Annotated in this window: 25 protein-coding genes; 22 read left to right on the top strand and 3 right to left on the bottom strand. The window is 40.9% G+C overall.

The window, feature by feature from the left end; all coding sequences use genetic code 11:
• Position 1: 1 nt before the first annotated feature.
• From O3670_RS00070 to O3670_RS00145, 16 genes are all read left to right on the top strand, one after another.
• Positions 2–439: a glycosyltransferase gene (locus O3670_RS00070; protein ID WP_524539403.1), complete on the top strand. Its 438-nt coding sequence runs from the start codon at positions 2–4 to the stop codon at positions 437–439.
• A 139-nt stretch (positions 440–578) separates the two neighbouring features.
• Positions 579–881, top strand: coding sequence for an Asp-tRNA(Asn)/Glu-tRNA(Gln) amidotransferase subunit GatC (gene gatC / locus O3670_RS00075; RefSeq protein WP_183137315.1), 303 nt, complete (start codon positions 579–581; stop codon positions 879–881).
• The gene (gatA, locus tag O3670_RS00080; protein WP_183137314.1) at positions 881–2,347 is read left to right on the top strand and encodes an Asp-tRNA(Asn)/Glu-tRNA(Gln) amidotransferase subunit GatA; all 1,467 of its coding nucleotides are present in this window, start codon (positions 881–883) and stop codon (positions 2,345–2,347) included. The genes gatC and gatA overlap by 1 nt, the downstream gene beginning before the upstream one ends.
• Positions 2,347–3,789, top strand: coding sequence for an Asp-tRNA(Asn)/Glu-tRNA(Gln) amidotransferase subunit GatB (gatB, locus tag O3670_RS00085; protein ID WP_201041646.1), 1,443 nt, complete (start codon positions 2,347–2,349; stop codon positions 3,787–3,789). The genes gatA and gatB overlap by 1 nt, the downstream gene beginning before the upstream one ends.
• A 94-nt stretch (positions 3,790–3,883) precedes the next feature.
• Positions 3,884–4,267 (top strand): hypothetical protein, encoded by a 384-nt coding sequence (locus O3670_RS00090; protein WP_371595658.1) that lies wholly within the window; start codon positions 3,884–3,886, stop codon positions 4,265–4,267.
• Positions 4,268–4,426: 159 nt separating this feature from the next.
• The gene (locus tag O3670_RS00095) at positions 4,427–5,470 is read left to right on the top strand and encodes a 2,3-butanediol dehydrogenase (protein WP_002891676.1); all 1,044 of its coding nucleotides are present in this window, start codon (positions 4,427–4,429) and stop codon (positions 5,468–5,470) included.
• Between the two features lie 97 nt (positions 5,471–5,567).
• A complete protein-coding gene (locus tag O3670_RS00100; RefSeq protein ID WP_155213405.1) occupies positions 5,568–6,485 on the top strand; it encodes a DMT family transporter in 918 nt (305 codons plus the stop codon).
• 136 nt (positions 6,486–6,621) lie between these two features.
• Positions 6,622–7,149, top strand: coding sequence for a YqeG family HAD IIIA-type phosphatase (locus O3670_RS00105; RefSeq protein ID WP_002891674.1), 528 nt, complete (start codon positions 6,622–6,624; stop codon positions 7,147–7,149).
• Entirely contained in the window at positions 7,149–8,267 is a 1,119-nt protein-coding gene (yqeH, locus tag O3670_RS00110; protein ID WP_175057754.1) for a ribosome biogenesis GTPase YqeH, read from the top strand. The genes O3670_RS00105 and yqeH overlap by 1 nt, the downstream gene beginning before the upstream one ends.
• Positions 8,268–8,296: 29 nt before the next feature.
• Positions 8,297–8,614 (top strand): ribosome assembly RNA-binding protein YhbY, encoded by a 318-nt coding sequence (gene yhbY / locus O3670_RS00115; RefSeq protein ID WP_002884193.1) that lies wholly within the window; start codon positions 8,297–8,299, stop codon positions 8,612–8,614.
• A gap of 105 nt (positions 8,615–8,719) precedes the next feature.
• Entirely contained in the window at positions 8,720–9,352 is a 633-nt protein-coding gene (locus tag O3670_RS00120) for a nicotinate-nucleotide adenylyltransferase (protein WP_073689585.1), read from the top strand.
• Complete coding sequence (gene yqeK, locus O3670_RS00125) at positions 9,349–9,942, top strand: bis(5'-nucleosyl)-tetraphosphatase (symmetrical) YqeK (protein WP_073689584.1); 594 nt, start codon at positions 9,349–9,351, stop codon at positions 9,940–9,942. Before O3670_RS00120 ends, yqeK begins: the two co-directional genes overlap by 4 nt.
• Before the next feature lie 3 nt (positions 9,943–9,945).
• The gene (locus O3670_RS00130; RefSeq protein ID WP_004183286.1) at positions 9,946–10,446 is read left to right on the top strand and encodes a cysteine hydrolase family protein; all 501 of its coding nucleotides are present in this window, start codon (positions 9,946–9,948) and stop codon (positions 10,444–10,446) included.
• Positions 10,447–10,460: 14 nt separating this feature from the next.
• Positions 10,461–10,811, top strand: coding sequence for a ribosome silencing factor (gene rsfS / locus O3670_RS00135; RefSeq protein ID WP_002891669.1), 351 nt, complete (start codon positions 10,461–10,463; stop codon positions 10,809–10,811).
• A 439-nt stretch (positions 10,812–11,250) separates the two neighbouring features.
• Complete coding sequence (locus O3670_RS00140; protein ID WP_371595659.1) at positions 11,251–11,991, top strand: class I SAM-dependent DNA methyltransferase; 741 nt, start codon at positions 11,251–11,253, stop codon at positions 11,989–11,991.
• A 6-nt stretch (positions 11,992–11,997) separates the two neighbouring features.
• Entirely contained in the window at positions 11,998–13,089 is a 1,092-nt protein-coding gene (locus tag O3670_RS00145; protein ID WP_037602447.1) for a nucleotidyltransferase, read from the top strand.
• 75 nt (positions 13,090–13,164) lie between these two features.
• Here O3670_RS00145 and O3670_RS00150 read toward each other — a convergent pair whose 3' ends face one another.
• Entirely contained in the window at positions 13,165–14,100 is a 936-nt protein-coding gene (locus tag O3670_RS00150) for an IS30 family transposase (protein ID WP_139723751.1), read from the bottom strand.
• A gap of 190 nt (positions 14,101–14,290) precedes the next feature.
• Between O3670_RS00150 and O3670_RS00155 the strand changes: the two genes are divergently transcribed.
• The 4 genes from O3670_RS00155 (at position 14,291) to O3670_RS00170 (ending at position 18,828) form a co-directional block, all read left to right on the top strand.
• On the top strand, positions 14,291–14,545 hold the full coding sequence (locus O3670_RS00155) for a type II toxin-antitoxin system Phd/YefM family antitoxin (protein WP_129852038.1): 255 nt from the start codon (positions 14,291–14,293) through the stop codon (positions 14,543–14,545).
• Between the two features lie 3 nt (positions 14,546–14,548).
• On the top strand, positions 14,549–14,803 hold the full coding sequence (locus O3670_RS00160) for a Txe/YoeB family addiction module toxin (RefSeq protein ID WP_021143706.1): 255 nt from the start codon (positions 14,549–14,551) through the stop codon (positions 14,801–14,803).
• A 709-nt stretch (positions 14,804–15,512) separates the two neighbouring features.
• Positions 15,513–17,618, top strand: a complete 2,106-nt coding sequence (locus tag O3670_RS00165) for an AAA family ATPase (protein WP_002891663.1) — start codon at positions 15,513–15,515, stop codon at positions 17,616–17,618.
• Between the two features lie 433 nt (positions 17,619–18,051).
• The gene (locus O3670_RS00170) at positions 18,052–18,828 is read left to right on the top strand and encodes an FxLYD domain-containing protein (protein WP_049546038.1); all 777 of its coding nucleotides are present in this window, start codon (positions 18,052–18,054) and stop codon (positions 18,826–18,828) included.
• A gap of 31 nt (positions 18,829–18,859) precedes the next feature.
• Here the strand turns inward: O3670_RS00170 and O3670_RS00175 are convergent, their stop codons facing one another.
• Entirely contained in the window at positions 18,860–19,159 is a 300-nt protein-coding gene (locus O3670_RS00175; RefSeq protein WP_049553878.1) for a hypothetical protein, read from the bottom strand.
• Entirely contained in the window at positions 19,156–19,575 is a 420-nt protein-coding gene (locus O3670_RS00180; RefSeq protein ID WP_049553879.1) for an HIT family protein, read from the bottom strand. Before O3670_RS00180 ends, O3670_RS00175 begins: the two co-directional genes overlap by 4 nt.
• A gap of 64 nt (positions 19,576–19,639) precedes the next feature.
• Here O3670_RS00180 and O3670_RS00185 point away from each other — a divergent pair, with 64 nt between their 5' ends.
• Together O3670_RS00185 and O3670_RS00190 are read left to right on the top strand one after the other, a co-directional pair.
• Positions 19,640–20,371 (top strand): ABC transporter ATP-binding protein, encoded by a 732-nt coding sequence (locus O3670_RS00185; RefSeq protein WP_037602681.1) that lies wholly within the window; start codon positions 19,640–19,642, stop codon positions 20,369–20,371.
• Positions 20,368–21,405, top strand: coding sequence for an ABC transporter permease (locus tag O3670_RS00190; protein WP_524539402.1), 1,038 nt, complete (start codon positions 20,368–20,370; stop codon positions 21,403–21,405). Before O3670_RS00185 ends, O3670_RS00190 begins: the two co-directional genes overlap by 4 nt.
• Positions 21,406–21,440 lie beyond the last annotated feature (35 nt).

Here is a 21,440-nt window from a genome sequence, read left to right on the forward strand (position 1 = left end):
CATCTATGGCAAAGGTGGCGAGCAAGAGAATCTACAAGATCTGATTGATGCTCTTGGGGCAGGTGACTTCATCCAACTTCGGGGTCATGCGGATTTACGTGAAGTTTACCCACAGTATGAACTTTATGTCACCACCTCTCAGTGGGAGACCTTTGGCTTGACTCTGATGGAAGCTGTGGGAGCAGGTCTAGCCTTGGTTGGTTTTGACGCCCGTTATGGCAATCCAACCTTCATCAAAGATGGTAAAAACGGCTTTCTGGTTCCTTATAGCGAAACTATGGATGAGAACCTACTTGTTTCTCAGATGGCAGACAAAATTGTATTTGCCTTAGAAAGTGATCTTGAGTCTATGCACCAAGTCTCATATGACCTGGCAAAACAGTATTTGAAACCAGAAATCCTAGAGGCTTGGAGAAAGCTCTTGATAGCCATACGATAAGTGTTTTGAAAAAGCTCTATCTCTGTAAACTGTAGTGACAAAAAAGTTACTACAGTTTTTTTATCCTCCAAGCAAAATAGGCCTAATTATGGTAAAATAGAACGTATTGAAAAATCATCATTTCACGAAAGGAAGCAAGATGAAAATTACGCAAGAAGAGGTAACCCACGTTGCCAATCTTTCAAAATTGAAATTCTCTCCAGAAGAGACAGCTGAGTTTGCGACAACCTTGTCTAAAATTGTCGACATGGTGGAATTGTTGGAAGAAGTGGACACAACCGGTGTGGCCCCAACAACGACTATGGCTGATCGTAAGACCGTATTGCGTCCGGATGTTGCTGAAAAAGGGACAGACCGTGACCGCTTGTTTAAAAATGTACCTGAAAAAGATAGCTATTACATTAAGGTACCAGCTATCCTAGAAGATGGAGGAGATGCCTAATGTCATTCAACCATAAAACCATTGAAGAGTTACACGACCTCCTTGTCTCTAAGGAAATTTCAGCAACCGAATTGACCCAAGCGACACTTGAGGATATCAAGGCGCGTGAAGAAGCAGTCAATGCCTTTGTGACGGTGGCTGAAGAAGCAGCACTTGCCCAAGCTAAGGCTATTGACGAAAAAGGAATCGATAAAGATAACCTCCTGTCAGGGATTCCACTCGCTGTCAAAGACAATATCTCAACAGATGGTATCTTGACGACTGCGGCATCAAAAATGCTCTACAACTACGAGCCTATCTTTGATGCGACAGCTGTTGCCAATGCAAAAGCCAAAGATATGATTGTCATCGGTAAGACCAACATGGATGAATTTGCTATGGGTGGATCTGGTGAAACATCTTACTATGGGGCGACTAAAAATGCTTGGGACCACAGCAAGGTGCCTGGTGGATCTTCTAGTGGTTCAGCAGCTTCTGTCGCTTCAGGGCAAGTTCGTTTGTCTCTTGGTTCTGATACCGGTGGTTCTATCCGCCAACCAGCTGCCTTCAACGGGATTGTTGGTCTCAAACCAACTTATGGAACTGTTTCACGTTTCGGTCTTATTGCCTTTGGTAGCTCACTTGACCAAATTGGTACCTTCTCACAAACCGTTAAGGAAAATGCCCAATTGCTCAATGTCATTGCCAGTGAAGATGCCAAAGATTCAACTTCAGCGCCAGTACGCGTAGCCGATTTTACTTCTAAGATTGGTCAAGACATCAAGGGCATGAAGATTGCCCTTCCTAAGGAATACCTCGGTGAAGGAATTGACCCAGAAGTCAAAGAAACTATCCTTAATGCGGCGAAGCACTTTGAGAAATTGGGAGCAACTGTCGAAGAAGTCAGCCTGCCTCATTCTAAATACGGGGTTGCCGTTTATTACATCATTGCTTCATCTGAAGCTTCATCAAACTTGCAACGTTTCGATGGTATTCGTTATGGTTTCCGTGCGGAAGATGCCAAGAATTTGGATGACATCTATGTGAACACTCGTAGCCAAGGCTTTGGTGATGAAGTCAAACGCCGTATCATGCTTGGAACCTTTAGTTTGTCATCTGGTTACTACGATGCTTACTACAAGAAAGCTGGTCAAGTCCGTAGTCTTATTATCCAAGATTTTGAAAAAGTCTTTGCGGATTACGACCTCATCCTTGGTCCAACAGCTCCAAGCGTGGCCTTTGATTTGGATTCGCTTAACCATGATCCGGTTGCCATGTACTTGGCGGACTTGTTGACCATTCCAGTTAACTTGGCAGGTCTTCCAGGGATTTCGATTCCTGCTGGTTTTGCGCAAGGACTTCCAGTTGGTTTGCAGTTGATTGGTCCTAAGTATTCGGAAGAAACCATCTACCAAGCTGCAGCTGCTTTTGAAGCAACAACGGACTATCACAAGCAACAACCCCTTATTTTCGGAGGTGACAATTAATGAACTTTGAAACAGTCATCGGACTTGAAGTCCACGTTGAATTGAATACAAACTCAAAAATTTTCTCACCAACCTCTGCTCATTTTGGGAACGAGCAAAATGCCAATACCAATGTGATTGACTGGTCTTTCCCAGGGGTGCTTCCTGTCTTGAACAAGGGTGTTGTGGACGCTGGTATCAAGGCTGCTTTGGCCCTGAATATGGATATTCATCAGCACATGCACTTTGACCGTAAGAACTATTTCTACCCTGATAATCCAAAGGCCTACCAGATTTCGCAATTTGACGAACCAATCGGTTACAACGGTTGGATTGAAGTGCAATTGGAAGATGGCTCAACTAAGAAAATCGGGATTGAACGTGCCCACTTGGAAGAAGATGCCGGTAAGAACACCCACGGAACAGACGGTTTCTCTTATGTAGACCTCAACCGTCAAGGGGTTCCATTGATCGAGATTGTATCTGAAGCAGATATGCGTTCTCCGGAAGAAGCCTATGCTTATTTGACAGCTTTGAAAGAAGTCATCCAATACACAGGTATTTCTGACGTCAAGATGGAAGAAGGATCGATGCGGGTCGATGCCAACATTTCCCTTCGCCCCTACGGTCAAGAGGAATTTGGTACCAAGACGGAGTTGAAGAACTTGAACTCTTTCTCAAACGTGCGTAAAGGTCTTGAATACGAAGTGGAGCGTCAAGCAAAAATTTTGCGTTCAGGTGGTGTCATTCGTCAAGAAACACGCCGTTATGATGAGGCCAACAAGAGCACTATCCTTATGCGTGTCAAAGAAGGGGCAGCGGATTACCGTTACTTCCCAGAACCAGACCTACCATTATTTGAAATCTCAGATGACTGGATTGAGGAAATGCGTACATCATTGCCTGAGTTTCCAAAAGACCGCCGTGCTCGCTATGTGGCAGAGCTTGGCTTGTCTGACTATGATGCCAACCAATTGACAGCTACTAAGGTCACATCTGACTTCTTTGAAGCAGCCGTAGCCCTTGGCGGAGACGCTAAACAAGTGTCTAACTGGCTCCAAGGTGAAGTCGCTCAATTCTTGAACGCAGAAGGTAAAACGCTTGAAGAAATCAAGTTGACACCAGAAAACTTGGTAGAAATGATTGCCATCATCGAAGATGGAACCATCTCTTCTAAGATTGCTAAGAAAGTCTTCGTTCATTTGGCGAAAAACGGTGGAGGTGCGCGTGAATACGTCGAAAAAGCTGGATTGGTACAGATTTCAGACCCTGAAGTCTTGATCCCAATCATCCACCAAGTCTTTGCAGACAATGAAGTAGCCGTAGCCGACTTCAAGTCAGGTAAACGTAACGCTGACAAGGCCTTCACAGGCTTCCTCATGAAAGCAACCAAAGGTCAAGCCAACCCACAAGTAGCCCTCAAGTTACTTGCCCAAGAATTGGCGAAGTTGAAAGAAGAATAATAGATAAAGAACCAGCCGAAAGGTTGGTTTTTTATCTGCAATATTTGTGTTAGACTAGTTGGGAACATTAAAAAAAGAGTTTAGGAGCAACCCCATGAACAAATTCTTAAGAGTCCTATTTATCCTCGTCATTCTCGCCATGACTGGTGCTATTATTTTTCAGCTGTTCTTCCCAACTTATATGGGAAGTCATTCGGGGTACGGTATTTCAGTTGGCTGGCAGAGGGAGATTGGTATCTGGAATGTGGCAGTCCTTGTCATCCTGATTTCCGTTAATCTCAAATACGATTGGTTTTATTTGAGAGCTGTACTGATAGCTTTGATTATTGGAGGCCTCGGGATTGGGACCAATCATTTCCTTAGCTATCTTCAATATCATCACTCAGTCAACGCCATAGGAGCTCTTGAAAATTATCTTTTAGTCCTTGGCTGGATTGTCGGTTGGTGGCTAGAGGTGTCTCGAATCAAAAAGAAATAACACAAATCAAGTTGAGATTAGGGAAGTATCTTATGGGGTGCTTCCCTAATCTCTTTTGTCCAGTTTTTCCTTGACAAGTAAAAAGAAAACGTTTACAATTTGATGTATAATGTTTCCTGAAAAGAAAACCAAAAATTGTGAAAACAAGGAGATCATCATATGGCTACTATGAAAGCAGCTCGCTGGCATGCAGCGAAAGACGTTCGTATCGAAGAAGTGGAAGTACCTGAAGTACAGCCTCATCAAGTAAAAGTGGCAGTCAAGTTCACAGGAATCTGTGGTACAGATTTGCATGAATATTTGGATGGACCAATCTTCATTCCAACAGAAGAACATGTGTATTCTGGTCAAAAAGCACCGGTTACTTTGGGACATGAATTCTCTGGTGAGATTGTAGAAGTCGGAAGTGATGTGACTCGTGTCAAAGTTGGCGATCGTGTAACCATCGAACCAATTCTTGCAGAGCACAACTTGATTGGTGATTATAACCTTGATCCAAACTTGAACTTCGTCGGCCTCGCTGCAGATGGTGGTTTTGCGAAATACTGTGTCCTTGATGGTGATCTTGTCCATGTGATTCCAGATAGCTTGAGCTATGAACAAGCTGCTCTTACAGAACCTGCTGCTGTAGCTGTGTATGCAGTCCGTCAATCTGCTTTGAAAGCTGGGGATACAGCTGTTATCTTTGGCTTGGGTCCAATTGGTCTTTTGATCGTTGAAGCCCTTCGTGCAGCAGGCGCATCAAAAATCTATGCGGTTGAATTGTCTCCTGAACGTCAAGCGAAAGCAGAAGAATTGGGAGCAATTGTTGTTCGCCCAGAAGAAGGGGAAACAGTCGTAGAGGCTATCCATCGTTTGACAGGAGGTGGAGCAGATGTTTCTTACGAAGTTACTGGGGTTCCGGTTGTTTTAGGCCAAGCCCTTGCAGCTGTTCATAAAGCTGGGGAATGTATGGTCGTATCTATCTGGGAACGTGAAGCCAGCATCAATCCAAATGAATTCGCCATCCAAGAAAAATCTCTCAAAGGAATTATTGCCTACCGTCACATCTTCCCTAAAGTTTTGGAATTGATGGAACAAGGCTACTTCCCTGCTGATAAATTGGTTACTAAGAAAATTAAATTGGAGAATATCGTTGAAGAAGGTTTTGTTGAATTAACCCAAGATAAATCTCAAATTAAAATCTTGGTTCAACCAGAATAAGTTTATAAATGTCGAATGAATAGATAAAGGTCGAAACCGTTTTGTTTCGACCTTTTTGTGTTACAATAACAGAAACAAATAGATTTGGGAGGCGACTATGTCAAAGACGCTAAAAGGTAGTCTGATGGTCATAACTGCAGGAATTGCCTGGGGATTTTCAGGAGTTTCTGGTCAATACCTAATGGCTCATGGTGTTAATGTCAATCTTTTGACGAGTTTACGTTTGCTTCTGTCTGGTATTTTACTAACGGCTTCGGTCTTTTTTAGGCAGCGAGACAAATTAGTACAAGCTATTAAAGATAGAAAAACCTTAGTAAGTATCGCCTTATTTGCTCTCTTTGGTCTGGTACTAAATCAGTACGCCTATCTTAGTGCTATTCAATACACTAATGCTGGGACAGCGACGGTCTTGCAGTATGTCACCCCAGTTATCATCCTGGCTTTTGTATGTGCAAAATATCGTAGGTTCCCAACAGCAGCAGAGCTAGTGGCGATTATCATGGCTATTGTGGGAACCTTTACCATCGCAACGCATGGTCAGATAAGGGAGCTGGCGATTACACCTCTGGGCTTGTTCTGGGGTCTCTTTTCGGCGGTGACCTATGCACTTTATATCTTACTGCCTGCTAAGGCTATTGAAAAATGGGGTAGTTTGATTGTCATTGGTTTAGGCCTGTTGCTCGGTGGTTTAATCTTTCCGATTGTTATCCAAGCCTGGAAGTATAAGCTTCCTTTGACTGGCGGAAATCTCTTAGCGCTTTTTGGTTTGGTCTTCATTGGGACAGTCTTTGCCTACACTGTTTTCCTTAAGGGGACGATCATGGTTGGAGCTGTCAAAGGGAGTCTCTTGGCTTCGGTAGAACCCGTAGCATCGGTCATTTTGACCGTATTAATTATGGGGGACCGCTTCTTTGCCATTGATGTGGTTGGGATGATTTTAATTGTTCTTGCTGTTATCATCATATCGCTTAAGAATTTAGTTGCCCTTAAAAAACAAGAAAAAATTCAAAGATAAGAATGGAGCCTGAGTGATTGTGGCTCTTTTCTTTATTGTTCTGTAAAGGATGTTCTTAAAAAATAGGACTTAAGTCCCACACATAAACCTTAAAAATATGGTAGAATAAGAGGTAAACTAACATTTTGGAGAGAAAATGACTATAGACGATTATAGGCCCCATTTTATGGTGGAGGCTGTTTATGATTTGAAACCTGACCAACTACGTGAACACGGTATTCGTGCCGTCTTGGTCGATTTGGACAATACCTTGATTGCTTGGAACAACCCTGATGGGACTCCTGAGCTACGTGCTTGGTTGGATGAGATGACAGAGGCTGATATTCCGGTAGTTGTGGTCTCTAACAATAAATATGAACGTGTTGAACGTGCGGTTGCCAATTTCCATGTGGATTTCGTGAGTCGTGCCATGAAGCCTTTCACTAAAGGCATTAATGAAGCGATTGAGCGTTACCACTTTAATCGAGATGAGGTCGTTATGGTGGGAGACCAGCTAATGACTGACATCAGAGCTAGCCACAGAGCTGGAATTCGCTCGATTTTGGTCAAGCCTTTGGTGAAATCAGATGCTTGGGTAACCAAGTTTAACCGTTGGCGTGAACGTCGCATGTGGAAAAAGATTGAAAAAGCATATGGTCCAATGACCTTCAACAAAGGAATTTAATGGAAGAATTATTTTGTATTGGGTGTGGAGCCCAAATTCAAACAGAAGATAAAGAAAAAGCAGGTTTCACACCTGCTAGCTCTATTAAAAAGGCCGAAGAAACAGGTGAGTTATACTGCCAACGCTGTTTCCGTCTTCGTCATTACAATGAGATTGTGGATGTCCACATCACAGATGATGAATTTTTAAAATTGCTTCATGAAGTTGGTGATAGTGATGCCCTCGTTGTCAATGTCGTTGATATTTTTGATTTTAATGGATCAATCATACCAGGCTTATCACGCTTTGTTTCGGGTAATGATGTGCTCTTGGTTGGAAATAAAAAGGATATCCTACCTAAATCAGTAAAAGATGGTAAGGTAACCCAATGGTTGACAGAACGTGCCCACGAAGAAGGGATGCGTCCCGTGGATGTCATGTTGACGTCTGCCCAAAATCACCACGCCATTAAAGAGTTGATTCAACGTATTGAAAAACTCCGTAAGGGTCGTGATGTCTATGTTGTTGGTGTTACGAATGTTGGTAAATCAACCTTAATCAATGCCATCATCAAAGAAATTACTGGTGATAAAGATGTTATTACAACCTCTCGTTTTCCAGGAACGACCCTTGATAAGATTGAAATCCCATTGGATGACGGTAGCTATATTTTTGATACACCAGGAATTATTCACCGACACCAGATGGCACACTATCTGTCAGCGAAGGATCTCAAGTACGTTAGTCCTAAGAAGGAAATTAAGCCAAAAACTTACCAGTTAAATGCAGGACAAAGCTTACTCCTAGGCGGTCTTGGACGTTTTGACTTTATTGATGGGAATAAGCAAGGTTTTACAGCCTTCTTTGATAATAACTTGAAGCTACATCGTACCAAACTTGAAGGCGCAGATGCCTTCTATGATAAGCATGTTGGAAGTCTTCTCATGCCTCCTGGACCAAAGGAATTGGCTGATTTTCCAAAACTTGTTCGTCATGAATTTACTGTTAAAGATAAGACAGACATTGTCTTCTCAGGATTAGGATGGATCCGTGTCCAAGGAAAAGCTGACCAACCAACCATCGTTGCTGCTTGGGCACCAGAAGGTGTTGGCGTTGCCGTACGAAAAGCGATTATTTAAACTTAATTAAGTAGTTAAAAGGAATAAACATGTCATTAACATCAAAACAACGTGCCTTCCTCAAATCGGAAGCACACACACTTAAACCTATTGTACAAATCGGGAAAAACGGTCTTAACGACCATATCAAAACTAGCGTTCGCAACGCCCTTGATGCCCGTGAATTGATCAAAGTAACCCTACTCCAAAACACTATGGAAGATATTCATGAGGTTGCTGAAATCTTGGAAGAAGAAATTGGCTGTGATACAGTTCTTAAGATTGGACGTATCTTGATTCTCTATAAAGAGTCAGCTAAAAAAGAAAATCGTAAGTTGTCACCAAAGGTCAAAGCTATCCAAAAATAGTTGCTGACTTTGCTTGGTGAAGGATAAACTAAGGTATAGGAACACTTTTGAAGCATCAGCTAGCCTTAAGTCAGTTGTATAATGCTTGAAAAAGAGGAGGCGTACATGGCACTGGATCTCGTAACCCCATTTACAAAGGTTCAACTAGAAGAAGAAATCAAAGATACTGGCCGTAAGCAGGTGGGAATTTTAGGTGGAAATTTCAACCCTGTTCACAATGCTCACTTGGTTGTTGCGGACCAGGTGCGTCAGCAGTTAGGTCTCGATGAAGTTCTTCTCATGCCTGAATATGAGCCACCTCATGTCGATAAAAAAGAGACTATTGATGAAAAACACCGCCTTAATATGCTTATGTTGGCTATTAACGGCATTGAAGGATTGGACATCGAAACCATCGAGTTGGAACGTAAGGGAATCAGCTATACTTATGACACCATGAAGCTTTTGACAGAGGCCAATCCTGATACGGATTATTACTTTATTATTGGAGCGGATATGGTCGAATACCTACCAAAATGGCATCGTATTGATGAACTAATTGAGATGGTCCAATTTGTTGGTGTTCAGCGTCCTAAGTATAAGGCTGGAACCTCATATCCCGTTATCTGGGTGGATGTGCCCCTTATGGATATTAGTTCGAGTATAGTCAGAGCCTACATTAAGAAGGATCGTACACCTAACTTTATGGTGCCCCAGTCTGTACTTGCCTACATCAAGAAAGCGGGGCTCTATAAATGACCTATGAAAAATATCTAGACTATTCTCGTGAAGAACTCCTTGAAAAAGTTCGAGCGGTCATGAGTCCTAAACGCTTCAATCATGTTTTGGGTGTTGAGCGAGCTGCTGTTGCTCTTGCTGAAAAGTATGGTTACGATACTGAAAAAGCTGGTTTGGCTGGCCTCCTTCATGATTATGCCAAGGAGCTTCCGGATCAGGAATTCTTAGAGCTAATCGATAAGTATGAGCTCGACCCTGAATTGAAAAAATGGGGAAATAATGTCTGGCATGGTATGGTCGGGATTTACAAAATTCAAGAAGATTTGGGTTTAACTGATTCTGAGATTCTACGCAGTATTGAAATCCATACCGTCGGAAGCCATGACATGTCGACCCTAGACAAGATTGTCTATGTGGCTGATTATATTGAGCATAACCGTAATTTCCCTTTGGTAGAGGAAGCTAGACAAGTAGCTGAGCAATCCTTGGATAAGGCAGTTGCTTTTGAAACCGTCCATACGGTAGAACACTTGGCCCACCAGGCCTTGCCGATTTTCCCACAAACCTTGGAAACCTATAATGCTTTTGTGCATTACTTAAAAGAGGATTAGTAAGTGAAAACAGCTTTTATTATTATTGATGTACAAAATATCTTAGTGGAAACAGGTTTTGAAACACAAAAGCTGTTAGAGAAAATCTCTTATTTACAAGATCAGGCTAGAAAACAGCAGATTGAAATTATCTATATTCAGCATATTGAAACGGAAGAGGCTCTAACCTCGGAAGATTGGAAATTATCGCCACTATTAAAGAGACAGTCTGATGAAAAGGTTTTTCAGAAGCGATACAATAGCATGTTTAAAGAGACTGGATTAAAGGAATACTTGGATCAACAAGGAATTGAGAAACTAGTCTTATGCGGTATGCAGACGGAGTATTGTGTTGATACATCCGTTAAAGTTGCTTTCGAACATGGCTACAAGTTAGTCGTTCCCGAAGGTACTGTTACAACCTTTGATGGAGACGACATTCCAGCAGAAACGATTAATGAATTTTACGAGAACATTTGGGATGAACGTTTTGCAGATGTCTTAGATTACAAAACGATTTTTTAATGAAAGAGGATTAAATGAAAGAAGAATTACTTGAATTGGTTGTCAAAGCTGCTGATGAAAAGCGAGCTGAAGACATTGTTGCCCTTGATTTGTACGGCCTTACAAGTCTAACAGATTACTTTGTTATTTTGAGTGCAATGAACAGCCGTCAGTTGGAAGCTATTGCCGACAACATCCGTGAGAAAGTGAAAGAAGCTGGCCTTGATGCTAGTCACATGGAAGGTGACAACAAGGGTGGTTGGATTCTTTTGGATCTTAACGATGTTGTTGTTCACATCTTTACAGAAGATGAACGTGCACACTATAACCTCGAAAAACTCTGGCATGAAGCACCAATGGTGGATGTGTCAGCTTATTTGGCATAAGAAATTGGACTCAGTTGGCGACAACTGGGTTTTGTTGCTTAAACTAAAGATTTAATAGGAAGGATAGAGTCTTGTGTTTGGTTGGTTTGTTAACTGAACACGAGCTAAAAGCTGTGAGAAAAAGAAAAACTTCCTTTGTATCTAGCGATATGACAGAATGTTTCCTATTTTTTTGCTTTTAACGCTCTTTGTATCTTAGAAAGGATTTGAACCCGTCCTGTAATCGTCGGAAAATAGATAGTTCTATGTCAAATAATCAATATTAAAATTTATTATTTGGCGCAGTAGCTGATTGGACTCTTCATTCGCTTTTTAAGCTCGGAAGAGTACCTAATCAGCCTTGCGGGGGTGAGACAACGAACGATTTTAAAAAAAAACTCGTTCTGTCTCACTCCCCCTAATTTTCATTCCGATTACGGACGGACTTGGTATCATCATTATGGCTACTTATGAAACTTTTGCGGCGGTCTACGACGCTGTTATGGATGATAGTCTTTACGATTTGTGGACGGATTTTTCGCTTCGTCATTTGCCAAAGACTAAGGATAAAAAGAAATTGCTTGAATTGGCTTGTGGAACTGGGATTCAATCTGTACGTTTTTCTCAAGCTGGTTTTGATGTAACTGGACTCGATTTGAGTGCTGATATGTTGAAGATTGCGGAGAAGCGTGCGGCTTCCGCCAAACAGAAAATTGACTTTATTGAAGGCAACATGTTGAATTTATCGCAAGCTGGTAAGTACGACTTTGTGACTTGTTACTCAGATTCTATCTGCTATATGCAGGACGAAGTAGAGGTTGGGGATGTCTTCAAAGAGGTTTATAATGCACTGAATGAAGATGGCGTCTTTATCTTTGATGTGCACTCAACCTATCAGACGGATGAGGTTTTCCCTGGCTATTCCTACCATGAAAATGCAGAAGACTTTGCTATGCTCTGGGATACCTATGAGGATGCGGCTCCGCATTCTATTGTCCATGAATTAACTTTCTTTGTCCAAGAGGAAGATGGAAGCTTTAGCCGTCATGATGAGGTGCATGAGGAACGCACCTATGAGGTCTTGACTTATGATATCTTGCTGGAGCAGGCTGGCCTCAAATCCTTCAAGCTTTACGCCGATTTTGAGGATAAGGAACCGACAGAAACTAGTGCACGTTGGTTCTTTGTGGCCCAAAAGTAAGAGCCTATGACAGTTACAGGTATTATTGCTGAGTTCAATCCTTTTCATAACGGCCACAAGTATCTCTTGGATCAGGCTGAAGGCGTAAAAATCGTTGCCATGTCCGGGAATTTTGTCCAGCGAGGTGAGCCAGCTATTGTGGATAAGTGGATTAGGACTCAGATGGCTTTGGAAAATGGGGCAGACCTCGTGGTTGAGTTGCCTTTCTTGACGTCAGTCCAGTCTGCCGATTATTTTGCTGCTGGGGCCGTTGATATCTTGTCCCGACTGGGAGTTGATAGCCTTACTTTTGGCACGGAAGAAGTCTTAGACTACCAGGCTATAGCAAATGTCTATACTGAAAAGTCTGAGGAAATGGAAGCTTTTGTGGAAAATTTACCGAGTGACCTATCATATCCACAGAAGACACAAAAAATGTGGGAAAAGTTTGCTGGTGTAGCCTTTACTGGCAATACACCCAATCATATCCTGGGCTTAGCCTATGCCAAAGCTTGTGCTGGTAAGGGCATTAAGTTGAATCCTATTCAGAGACAAGGGGCCGGCTATCATTCCTCAGACAAGGAAGTATCTTTCGCCTCAGCGACCAGCCTACGTCTCCACAAGCAAGATAGTGATTTTGTGGATAAGTTCATGCCCAATAGCAAGCTTTTTCAGACTTCTCCACAGGTCTCTTGGGATAATTATTTCCAATTGCTGGTTTATCAGATTCTTACACACCCTGATTTGACCAGTGTTTTTCAGGTGAATGAAGAGATTGCCAGTCGTTTAAAAGCTGCTATCCGTGAGGCCTCTTCTGTGGAGGAATTGGTGGATAAGGTAGCAACCAAACGCTATACAAAAGCACGGGTACGTCGTATTTTGACCTATATCCTAGTCGGAGCTGTGGATAATCCTTTACCCCAGGCTGTTCATGTCCTTGGATTTTCTCAAAAAGGGCAGTTTCATCTCAAATCTGTGAAAAAGTCTGTAGATATAGTGGCTCGGATTGGAAGGGAACCTTGGGATATGCTTACACAACAAGCGGATAATGTTTATCAATTAGGTAACCCCGAGCTTTGCGAACAAAACTTTGGACGTGTACCGATTAGAGTAAAATAGTTTTATAGAAGGTCTACCTCTGGTATGCTTTTTAAATCTTTTTCGAATGATAAATTGCAAGAATAAGTGCAACATTTACTCGAACTCATCCTCTAGAGCTTCACAAGCAGTTCTGTAAGCTAAACATTTTCGCGGTCTGTGATTGATATCATATAAGGCTTTGTTCAAAGCCTCCTCAGAGATAGCGGCTAAATCTGTTTTCTTTGGGAAATATTCTCTTAGTAAGCCATTTGCGTTTTCATTGCTTCCTCTCTGCCAGGATGAATAGGCGCCCGCAAAGAAAAAGGAAATTCCTAAGTTCTCTACCAGAGGATAGCAGGCAAACTCTTTTCCCCTGTCTGAAGTGAAGGTTTTAAGAGCCTCTTTTGGAAATAGCTTACAAAGTTGTTTGATGGCTAAAAACATGGATTTGGCTGTTCTGTCTGGTATCTTGAAAGCTAAGTAAAAGCGCGTTTTTCGCTCCAGAAAGGTCGCTAAACAGCCCTTGCTTTTGCCTCTGGAAGACACCACAGTATCAAGCTCCCAGTGGCCAAAAGTCTCACGATTCCTGACCTCTTTAGGACGTTTGGCAATTGATGTGCCAATCCTAAATGTCCCACGTGTTTCTTTGGGTTGTCGAGTCTTTCCTTTACGACGCAGGACGCTTAAATCCAGATCAATCAAACCGGCGTAGAGCCAGTTATAGATGGTTTTAAAAGCTACCATTGGCTTTTGTTCAAGCTGATAGCGGCCACAAATCTGTTCAGGCGACCAAGAGGATTTTAAACCGTCCTCAATTTCCTTTTTCAACTCTGGTGTCAAACAAGACTTCCGACCTTTTTGTTTAGCCCTGTGGTCGTACTGTTCCTGTGCTAAGGCTGCGGAATAGCCATTTTGGCATCGTCTTAACTCTCTTGAGATGGTGGATCTATGTACGCCAAGTTTGTTGGCAATTTGGCAAGGTTTCAAACCTAATTCCAAATAGGCTTCTATCTTTATTCGCTCGGTTATGGTAAGATGGGAGTAGCTCATAGTGTTTCCTCGGGTTCTGTTTGTGTGGTTACTTACAGTTTACACCAATGAAAAGCTATGAGTTTTTTTGTTGCACTATATTTTACAATTTTTCGAATAAATGTTATAGAAAGTATAAACTTGTCAGGAACTTGTACAAGTTTATACTCTTGGTATATAATAAAAGAAAAGAGGAAAATGAGGTATGCTAATGGAAGCAGTCGTCTATTCAACGTTTCGAAATCATTTGAAGGATTATATGAAAAAGGTTAATGATGAATTTGAACCTCTAGCTGTAGTCAATAAAAATCCCGATGAAGATATTGTAGTGGTCTCAAAGAGTGAGTGGGATAGTATTCAAGAAACATTGCGTATTGTTCAAAATAAAGAACTTTCAGACAAGGTTTTAAGGGGAATGGCTCAGGTGCGTTCCGGAGAGACTCAAGAGCATGCACTAAAGGAGTAGAAAATGTTACTCACTTTCACTGAAGATGCATGGATGGATTATTGTTATTGGCAAAATCAGGATAGGAAGACACTTAAGCGAATCAATAAGCTGATTAAAGACATTCAACGGGATCCTTTTTCAGGTATTGGGAAACCAGAACCCTTGAAGTATGACTTTCAAGGAGCTTGGTCTCGGCGAATTGATGCTGAAAATCGTTTGATTTATATGATTGATGGTAAAAGTGTCGCCTTTCTCTCTTTCAAAGATCATTATTAGGTCTACCTTTGGTAGGCTTTTTTACTTTCCGTAAATTATTTTCAAAAAGGTCAAAAAAGATCAAACAAAGCCATTGACCTTTACTGACTAATGGTGTATGATAGTCGCATAAGGATTTAGCTTCCTTATAAATATAAATCTTGCAGTGCTTGCCTAAATACTTGTCATAAAGTTATTTTGGTTTGACTGCAAAAAAGTTTATGACAAAGGTCAAAAAAAGTCAAAAAAGATATTGACTAATACTGACCAATGTTGTACAATATAAACATAAGGAAATGAAATCCTTATGAAGGCTGTCAAAACAGTCCATATATCGATATGAAAAGATTGCAGCTTGTCTGCTTAAATTTTCATTAAAAAGGTCAGTAAAAGTCAAAACTAAATTCTTGACCCAAGCAGATGAAAGGTATATGATAAAGCTATAAGGAAAAAGGTTTCCTTAATCTACAAGTTTCTTTCTGAAAGAGGCTTGGAAGTTAGCTATATTGAGAGATTCACAGAAAGAAGGTGGCTCTTATGCTAAATGACAATTTATTTAAGACTGTGAAAGTTCTCAGTCTCCTACCAAGAGCAAAACCTGAAATTATTAGGAGAGTAGTTGAAGCTACTAAAAATTTTTAGGGTTTTGGTCAGTAAAAGTCAAAAAACACATTAACATAAAAATAACACTTAAAAAATTTCACAAGAAAACACAAAACGAGGTAATTATATGAACAACAACTTTAACAATATGGACGATCTTTTCAATCAATTGATGGGTAATATGGGTGGTTACCGTTCAGAAAACCGTCGCTACATGATTAACGGCCGTGAAGTGACACCTGAAGAATTTGCGATTTACCGTCAAACAGGTCAATTGCCTGGTAATGAAGGTGAAGCAGTGAACCCAACTCAACAACAAGGTAAAGGACCTAAACAAGATGGTATTCTTGCTAAACTTGGTCGTAACTTGACTGAAGAAGCTCGCGAAGGTAAATTGGATCCTGTTATCGGACGTAACAAAGAAATCCAAGAAGCTTGCGAAATCTTGGCTCGTCGTACAAAGAATAACCCAGTCCTTGTAGGGGATGCTGGGGTTGGTAAAACAGCCGTAGTTGAAGGTTTGGCTCAAGCCATCGTCAATGGTGATGTCCCAGCTGCTATCAAGAATAAAGAAATCATTTCAATTGATATTTCTGGACTTGAAGCTGGTACTCAATACCGTGGTAGCTTTGAAGAAAACATTCAAAACTTGGTAAACGAAGTCAAAGAAGCTGGAAACATTATCCTCTTCTTCGATGAAATCCACCAAATTCTTGGTGCCGGAAGCACTGGCGATGGTCAAGGGTCTAAAGGTCTTGCTGATATCTTGAAACCAGCTCTTTCACGTGGTGAATTGACAGTGATTGGTGCAACAACTCAAGATGAATACCGTAACACTATCTTGAAGAACGCTGCCCTAGCCCGTCGTTTCAACGAAGTTAAGGTCAATGCTCCTTCTGCTGAAGATACTTTCAAGATTCTCCAAGGTATCCGTGATCTTTATGAAAAACACCACAATGTTATCTTGCCAGATGATGTTTTGAAGGCAGCGGTAGATTTCTCTGTACAATACATTCCACAACGTAGCTTGCCAGATAAGGCTATCGACCTTGTCGATGTAACAGCTGCTCACTTGGCTGCTCAACACCCAGTGACTGATGTGAATGCTGTTGAACATGAAATTGAAGAAGAAAAAGCTAAACAAGAAGCTGCAGCTGCCAAAGAAGACTACGAAGCAGCTCTAAACGCTAAGGTTCGTATTGAAGAACTTGAAAAGAAAATTGCTAACCACACAGCAGACCTTAAAGTCACTGCAACTGTTAACGATGTGGCTGAATCTGTAGAACGTATGACTGGTATCCCAGTATCGCAAATGGGAGCAACTGATATCGAACGTTTGAAAGATATGGGCCACCGTTTGCAAACTAAAGTTATCGGTCAAGATAAGGCCGTTGAAGCAGTGGCACGTGCCATCCGTCGTAACCGTGCAGGATTTGACGAAGGTAACCGTCCAATCGGTAGCTTCCTCTTTGTAGGACCTACTGGTGTTGGTAAAACTGAGTTGGCTAAACAATTGGCTCTTGATATGTTCGGAACCAAAGATGCCATTATCCGTTTGGACATGTCAGAATACAGCGACCGCACAGCCGTTTCTAAATTGATTGGTACGACAGCTGGTTATGTTGGTTATGATGACAATAGCAATACTTTGACAGAACGTGTTCGCCGTAACCCATACTCAATCGTTCTTCTCGACGAAATTGAAAAGGCTGACCCTCAAGTCATCACCCTTCTCCTCCAAGTTTTGGACGATGGTCGTTTGACAGATGGTCAAGGTAACACTGTAAACTTCAAGAATACTGTGATTATTGCAACTTCAAACGCAGGCTTTGGTTACGAAGCTAACTTGACAGAAGATGCTGATAAACCAGAACTTATGGATCGTTTGAAACCTTACTTCCGTCCAGAATTCCTTAACCGTTTCAATGCTGTTATCGAATTCTCACACTTGAGCAAAGAAGATCTTTCTAAGATTGTAGACCTTATGTTGGTTGAAGTTAACAAGACTCTTTCTAAGAAAGACATTGACTTGGCAGTTAGCGAAGCTGCTAAAGAATACATGACTGAAGAAGGCTACGATGAAGTCATGGGTGTTCGTCCACTCCGTCGTGTGGTTGAACAACAAATCCGTGACAAAGTCACAGACTTCCACTTGGATAACCTTGATGCTAAACACCTAGAAGCTGATATGGAAGACGGTGTCTTGGTTATCAAAGAAAAAGATGCTGAATAAGAAGCATAAAACCTCCTAATCCTATTATGAAGCAGAGATGTTAGATATCTCTGCTTTTCTTTTTTATAAATTTTTTAGACTTTCCTTGGGTGCTAGGGACGGAAGCGACTTCCTAGCGGAATTCCATTCCTAAGATTTGAGCCTGAGTCTCAAATCTTCCGAGTGATAGAAGCAATATTGCTTCTATCACTTTTAGCACAGGGGAAAGTATCTGATCTATACAGAGTGGGGTGAGTAAGAATTTGATAATAGCAAGCGTATTCAAAATTGTCTGTATAGAGTCAAGCGAGAGAAGAAAATAAAAGTATTAGGTTAACTCATTTGTAATAATCTGAAAAAACATAAAAAAATTTATTTTCTTTTCATAAATAGTTGACAGTTAGTAAAATTAAAAATATAATATATAACGAAAATTAAATAGTGAGGAAATTTTATGAAAAAGATTACTATTCTATTATTGCTTTTGATTGGGATTGTTACATTATCAGCTTGTACAAACTCTAATGAAAGTAAAACGTATGATGGAGCTTTTATAAAGTCTTTAGCCAAGGGTCTAGATGCTCGTTGGAAGTATATTGATAATGAAAAAAGTGACTCGGCTAGTTCGTTTAAAAAAGCAATTAATAAAGAATTAGATGAAATTAGTGAATATAAAGATAAGAAGTTTAAGGATAGTAAACTTCAAGAGTTAGCAATTTCTTATATTAATGAATTAAATAATGGATTAGAAATTGCGAAAACATATGGTTCGGATAGTTTTGAAACCAAGTGGGATGAGCATATTGGTAAAAGAACATCCTTACTTTCTGCAATAGATAAAATAAATTCTATTCCAGTACAAGATAAAGATAGTTTATCAGAGTTACTTGCTCAAGGAAATGAAGTTAAAGATAACAATGCAAAGAAAGAAGCTATTGAAAATCTTGTTAAGAATATCAATTTTACAGTAGATAATACTAAATCTAATGAATATACAAAATATTATTCTGCAACAGTTGAGAATACAACAGAATATTTAATAAAAGATATCTACTTAACAATTAATTTGGTAAATGCTGACGGTGTTACAGTTGGTACGCAGTACGTATCTGCTAATAACTGGGCTCCATCTGGTAAGACTCTGTTTGAGTTCTCTCAGTTTAAGGGTGATAATGAGTTTACAACAACTCAAGTCTCTATAAGTTCTTTTAATGCTGAAAAAACTGAATAACAAAAAGGTAAGTAGCATAGGCTACTTACCTTTATTCTTTATCGTCACTTTGATATTTTTTCAAGCGTTCTTGGATGATATTGAGTCGGGGCTCGAGGTCTTTTTGGAAGACGCGTTTTTTATAGTTGAGGTCTTGTTTGATGTCAGCGAGAACTAGGTTTTGTTCCTTGATGATGTCAAGGTTGCGTTTGATATTGTCCAAATCGTGAGAGATATTTTCTCGTGATTGGTTGAGGTCTAGGATTTCCTCTTTGATGTCTTCACGTCGTTTATAGGCGTAGTAGGCACCGTAGGCAAGAGTTCCAAGAGCTAGAAAGCGTCCGATTTTCATTCTGTTACCTCTTTAGCGATGCTGTCAGCAAGGTCGGCCAGGGTAGCGAAGTCTGGTTCGTGTTCGTCAAATCCCATGTGGATACCATCGTCTGCACCGTAACGAGGAACGAGATGAATATGAGCATGGAAGACAGTTTGTCCAGCAACTTCTTCGTTGTTATTAAGGATATTCATGCCGATTGCTCCAGTTGCTTTTTGCACGGCACGAGCAATTTTTGGAACACGGCTAAAGATAGTCTCAGCAGTCCCAGCAGACATTTCTAAGATGTTACGAACGTGCTCTTTAGGAATAACCAAGGTATGTCCTTTTGTAGCTTGTGAAATATCGAGGAAGGCTAGAACCTTGTCGTCCTCGTAGACTTTTGATGAAGGGATTTCTCCAGATATAATTTTACAGAAAATACAATTATCCATAATAACGACCTTTCCATGAGTTTTTGTTATAATAGATTATATCATACCAAAGAGAGAAAAGATAATGCTTAAATTAGAAAAGGTGACGGGTGGTTACGCTAATATTCCCGTCCTAAAAGATGTGACTTTTGAGGTGGCTGATGGTGAATTGGTTGGTCTCATTGGTCTTAATGGTGCTGGAAAATCAACAACAATTAACGAGATTATTGGTCTCTTAACACCTTATGGGGGACAGATTGCCATTGATGGGTTAACTATTCAACAAGATCCAGCTAGCTATCGTCAGAAGATTGGCTATATTCCTGAAACGCCAAGTCTCTATGAAGAGTTGACGCTTCGTGAACATTTGGAAACGGTGTTGATGGCCTATGGTCTTGATGTGACTGAGGGGATGGCACGTGCGGACAAGTACCTCAAACTCTTTCGCTTAGATGAAAAGTTAGATTGGTTCCCGACTCAGTTTTCAAAGGGAATGAAGCAGAAGGTTATGATTATCTGTGCCTTTATTGTTGGTCCAAGTCTTCTCATTGTTGATGAGCCCTTCCTAGGTTTGGATCCCTTGGCGATTTCGGACTTGATTGAGCTTTTAGCTGAGGAAAAAGCTAAGGGCAAGGCGATTCTCATGTCTACCCACGTTTTGGATTCAGCCGAGAAGATGTGTGATCGCTTTGTGATTTTGCACCATGGACAGGTCTTAGCACAGGGGACTCTCGAGGAGCTCCGTCAGACTTTTGGCGACGATAGTGCCAGTCTTAACGATATTTACATGCAGTTAACTAAGGGAGAATTGTCATGATAGCTAAGCTATTTAAGGAGCGTAGCAAGCGATTCAATGCCCGCTGTGCTAAGTATAGTCGCTACGTGTTTAATGATCATTTTATCTTGGTTCTTCTCTTTCTGCTAGGTTTTGTCTTGGTTCAGTATAGCCAGTTGCTTCGACATTTTCCAAAGAATCCGTGGGCAATTATTCTTGGCTTGCTTATGCTTTGTCTGTTATTACCTTTCTGGGGGAATATTGCGACTTATCTAGAACCTGCGGACAAGCACTACCTTTTGGTTAAGGAAGAAGAGGTGCTAGACCATGTTAAGAAGGCAACAGGACGTGCTTTTAGATTTTGGGTAATAGTACAAACCCTGATTTTTATTTTGGTTATTCCTCTCTTTTTAGCCTTGAGACTTCCAGTTTGGGGAGTTATCCTTGTAGCTGTGGCTATGGCTATTCTTAAGTATGTTATTTTCCAGAAAAAGGCTCAACCTTTTTATAAGCAGTCTGGACTGAATTGGACTGAGGCTATTGCAGTGGAAAATAAGCGTCAACAATCGATTCTGAAGTTCTTTTCACTCTTTACCAATGTTAAAGGGATTACATCGAGTGTTAAACGCCGTTCTTATTTGGATGCTATTCTCAAACGTACAAAGAAAGACAAGGAACATACCTGGTACAATCTTTACCTAAGAGCCTTCTTGCGTTCTGGAGATTACTTTGCCCTTAGCCTACGCCTGTTTGCCCTAACGCTTTTAGTTATCTTTTTGGTTCCTGAAAAATGGCTGGCTATGGTGCTTGTGGTTGTTTTTGACTACCTTTTGCTCTTCCAGCTCACAGCACTTAAATCGCACTTTGCTTATCAGAGAATGGCTAACCTTATGCCGGTTGGAAAAGACATGCAGGTGAGCAATCTTAAGCGCTTGATTAGCCAGATTGTACTTGGGATGACTTTGGTACAGGCTGTTTGTCTCTTCGACCTTAAGTTTAGTCTGATTTTGGTTGGAATGATGCTAGTTCTGAGCCTTGTTTACCTACCAGCCAAGCTTAAGAAGATGATTGACTAACACCTATTAAATAAGTTAAAATAGAAACGAATGAC

The organism is Streptococcus sp. 27098_8_74, from assembly GCF_041431705.1.
In the GTDB taxonomy this organism is placed as follows: domain Bacteria; phylum Bacillota; class Bacilli; order Lactobacillales; family Streptococcaceae; genus Streptococcus; species Streptococcus salivarius_E.

What these genes read in the sequence shown, in the direction of transcription:
- gatC (WP_183137315.1), top strand. Translation starts at nt 579, where the DNA reads ATGAAAATTACGCAAGAAGAGGTAACCCACGTTGCCAATCTTTCAAAA.
- gatA (WP_183137314.1), top strand. Translation starts at nt 881, where the DNA reads ATGTCATTCAACCATAAAACCATTGAAGAGTTACACGACCTCCTTGTC.
- gatB (WP_201041646.1), top strand. Translation starts at nt 2,347, where the DNA reads ATGAACTTTGAAACAGTCATCGGACTTGAAGTCCACGTTGAATTGAAT.
- O3670_RS00090 (WP_371595658.1), top strand. Translation starts at nt 3,884, where the DNA reads ATGAACAAATTCTTAAGAGTCCTATTTATCCTCGTCATTCTCGCCATG.
- O3670_RS00095 (WP_002891676.1), top strand. Translation starts at nt 4,427, where the DNA reads ATGGCTACTATGAAAGCAGCTCGCTGGCATGCAGCGAAAGACGTTCGT.
- O3670_RS00100 (WP_155213405.1), top strand. Translation starts at nt 5,568, where the DNA reads ATGTCAAAGACGCTAAAAGGTAGTCTGATGGTCATAACTGCAGGAATT.
- O3670_RS00105 (WP_002891674.1), top strand. Translation starts at nt 6,622, where the DNA reads ATGACTATAGACGATTATAGGCCCCATTTTATGGTGGAGGCTGTTTAT.
- yqeH (WP_175057754.1), top strand. Translation starts at nt 7,149, where the DNA reads ATGGAAGAATTATTTTGTATTGGGTGTGGAGCCCAAATTCAAACAGAA.
- yhbY (WP_002884193.1), top strand. Translation starts at nt 8,297, where the DNA reads ATGTCATTAACATCAAAACAACGTGCCTTCCTCAAATCGGAAGCACAC.
- O3670_RS00120 (WP_073689585.1), top strand. Translation starts at nt 8,720, where the DNA reads ATGGCACTGGATCTCGTAACCCCATTTACAAAGGTTCAACTAGAAGAA.
- yqeK (WP_073689584.1), top strand. Translation starts at nt 9,349, where the DNA reads ATGACCTATGAAAAATATCTAGACTATTCTCGTGAAGAACTCCTTGAA.
- rsfS (WP_002891669.1), top strand. Translation starts at nt 10,461, where the DNA reads ATGAAAGAAGAATTACTTGAATTGGTTGTCAAAGCTGCTGATGAAAAG.
- O3670_RS00140 (WP_371595659.1), top strand. Translation starts at nt 11,251, where the DNA reads ATGGCTACTTATGAAACTTTTGCGGCGGTCTACGACGCTGTTATGGAT.
- O3670_RS00145 (WP_037602447.1), top strand. Translation starts at nt 11,998, where the DNA reads ATGACAGTTACAGGTATTATTGCTGAGTTCAATCCTTTTCATAACGGC.
- O3670_RS00150 (WP_139723751.1), bottom strand. Translation starts at nt 14,100, where the DNA reads ATGAGCTACTCCCATCTTACCATAACCGAGCGAATAAAGATAGAAGCC.
- O3670_RS00155 (WP_129852038.1), top strand. Translation starts at nt 14,291, where the DNA reads ATGGAAGCAGTCGTCTATTCAACGTTTCGAAATCATTTGAAGGATTAT.
- O3670_RS00160 (WP_021143706.1), top strand. Translation starts at nt 14,549, where the DNA reads ATGTTACTCACTTTCACTGAAGATGCATGGATGGATTATTGTTATTGG.
- O3670_RS00165 (WP_002891663.1), top strand. Translation starts at nt 15,513, where the DNA reads ATGAACAACAACTTTAACAATATGGACGATCTTTTCAATCAATTGATG.
- O3670_RS00170 (WP_049546038.1), top strand. Translation starts at nt 18,052, where the DNA reads ATGAAAAAGATTACTATTCTATTATTGCTTTTGATTGGGATTGTTACA.
- O3670_RS00175 (WP_049553878.1), bottom strand. Translation starts at nt 19,159, where the DNA reads ATGAAAATCGGACGCTTTCTAGCTCTTGGAACTCTTGCCTACGGTGCC.
- O3670_RS00180 (WP_049553879.1), bottom strand. Translation starts at nt 19,575, where the DNA reads ATGGATAATTGTATTTTCTGTAAAATTATATCTGGAGAAATCCCTTCA.
- O3670_RS00185 (WP_037602681.1), top strand. Translation starts at nt 19,640, where the DNA reads ATGCTTAAATTAGAAAAGGTGACGGGTGGTTACGCTAATATTCCCGTC.
- O3670_RS00190 (WP_524539402.1), top strand. Translation starts at nt 20,368, where the DNA reads ATGATAGCTAAGCTATTTAAGGAGCGTAGCAAGCGATTCAATGCCCGC.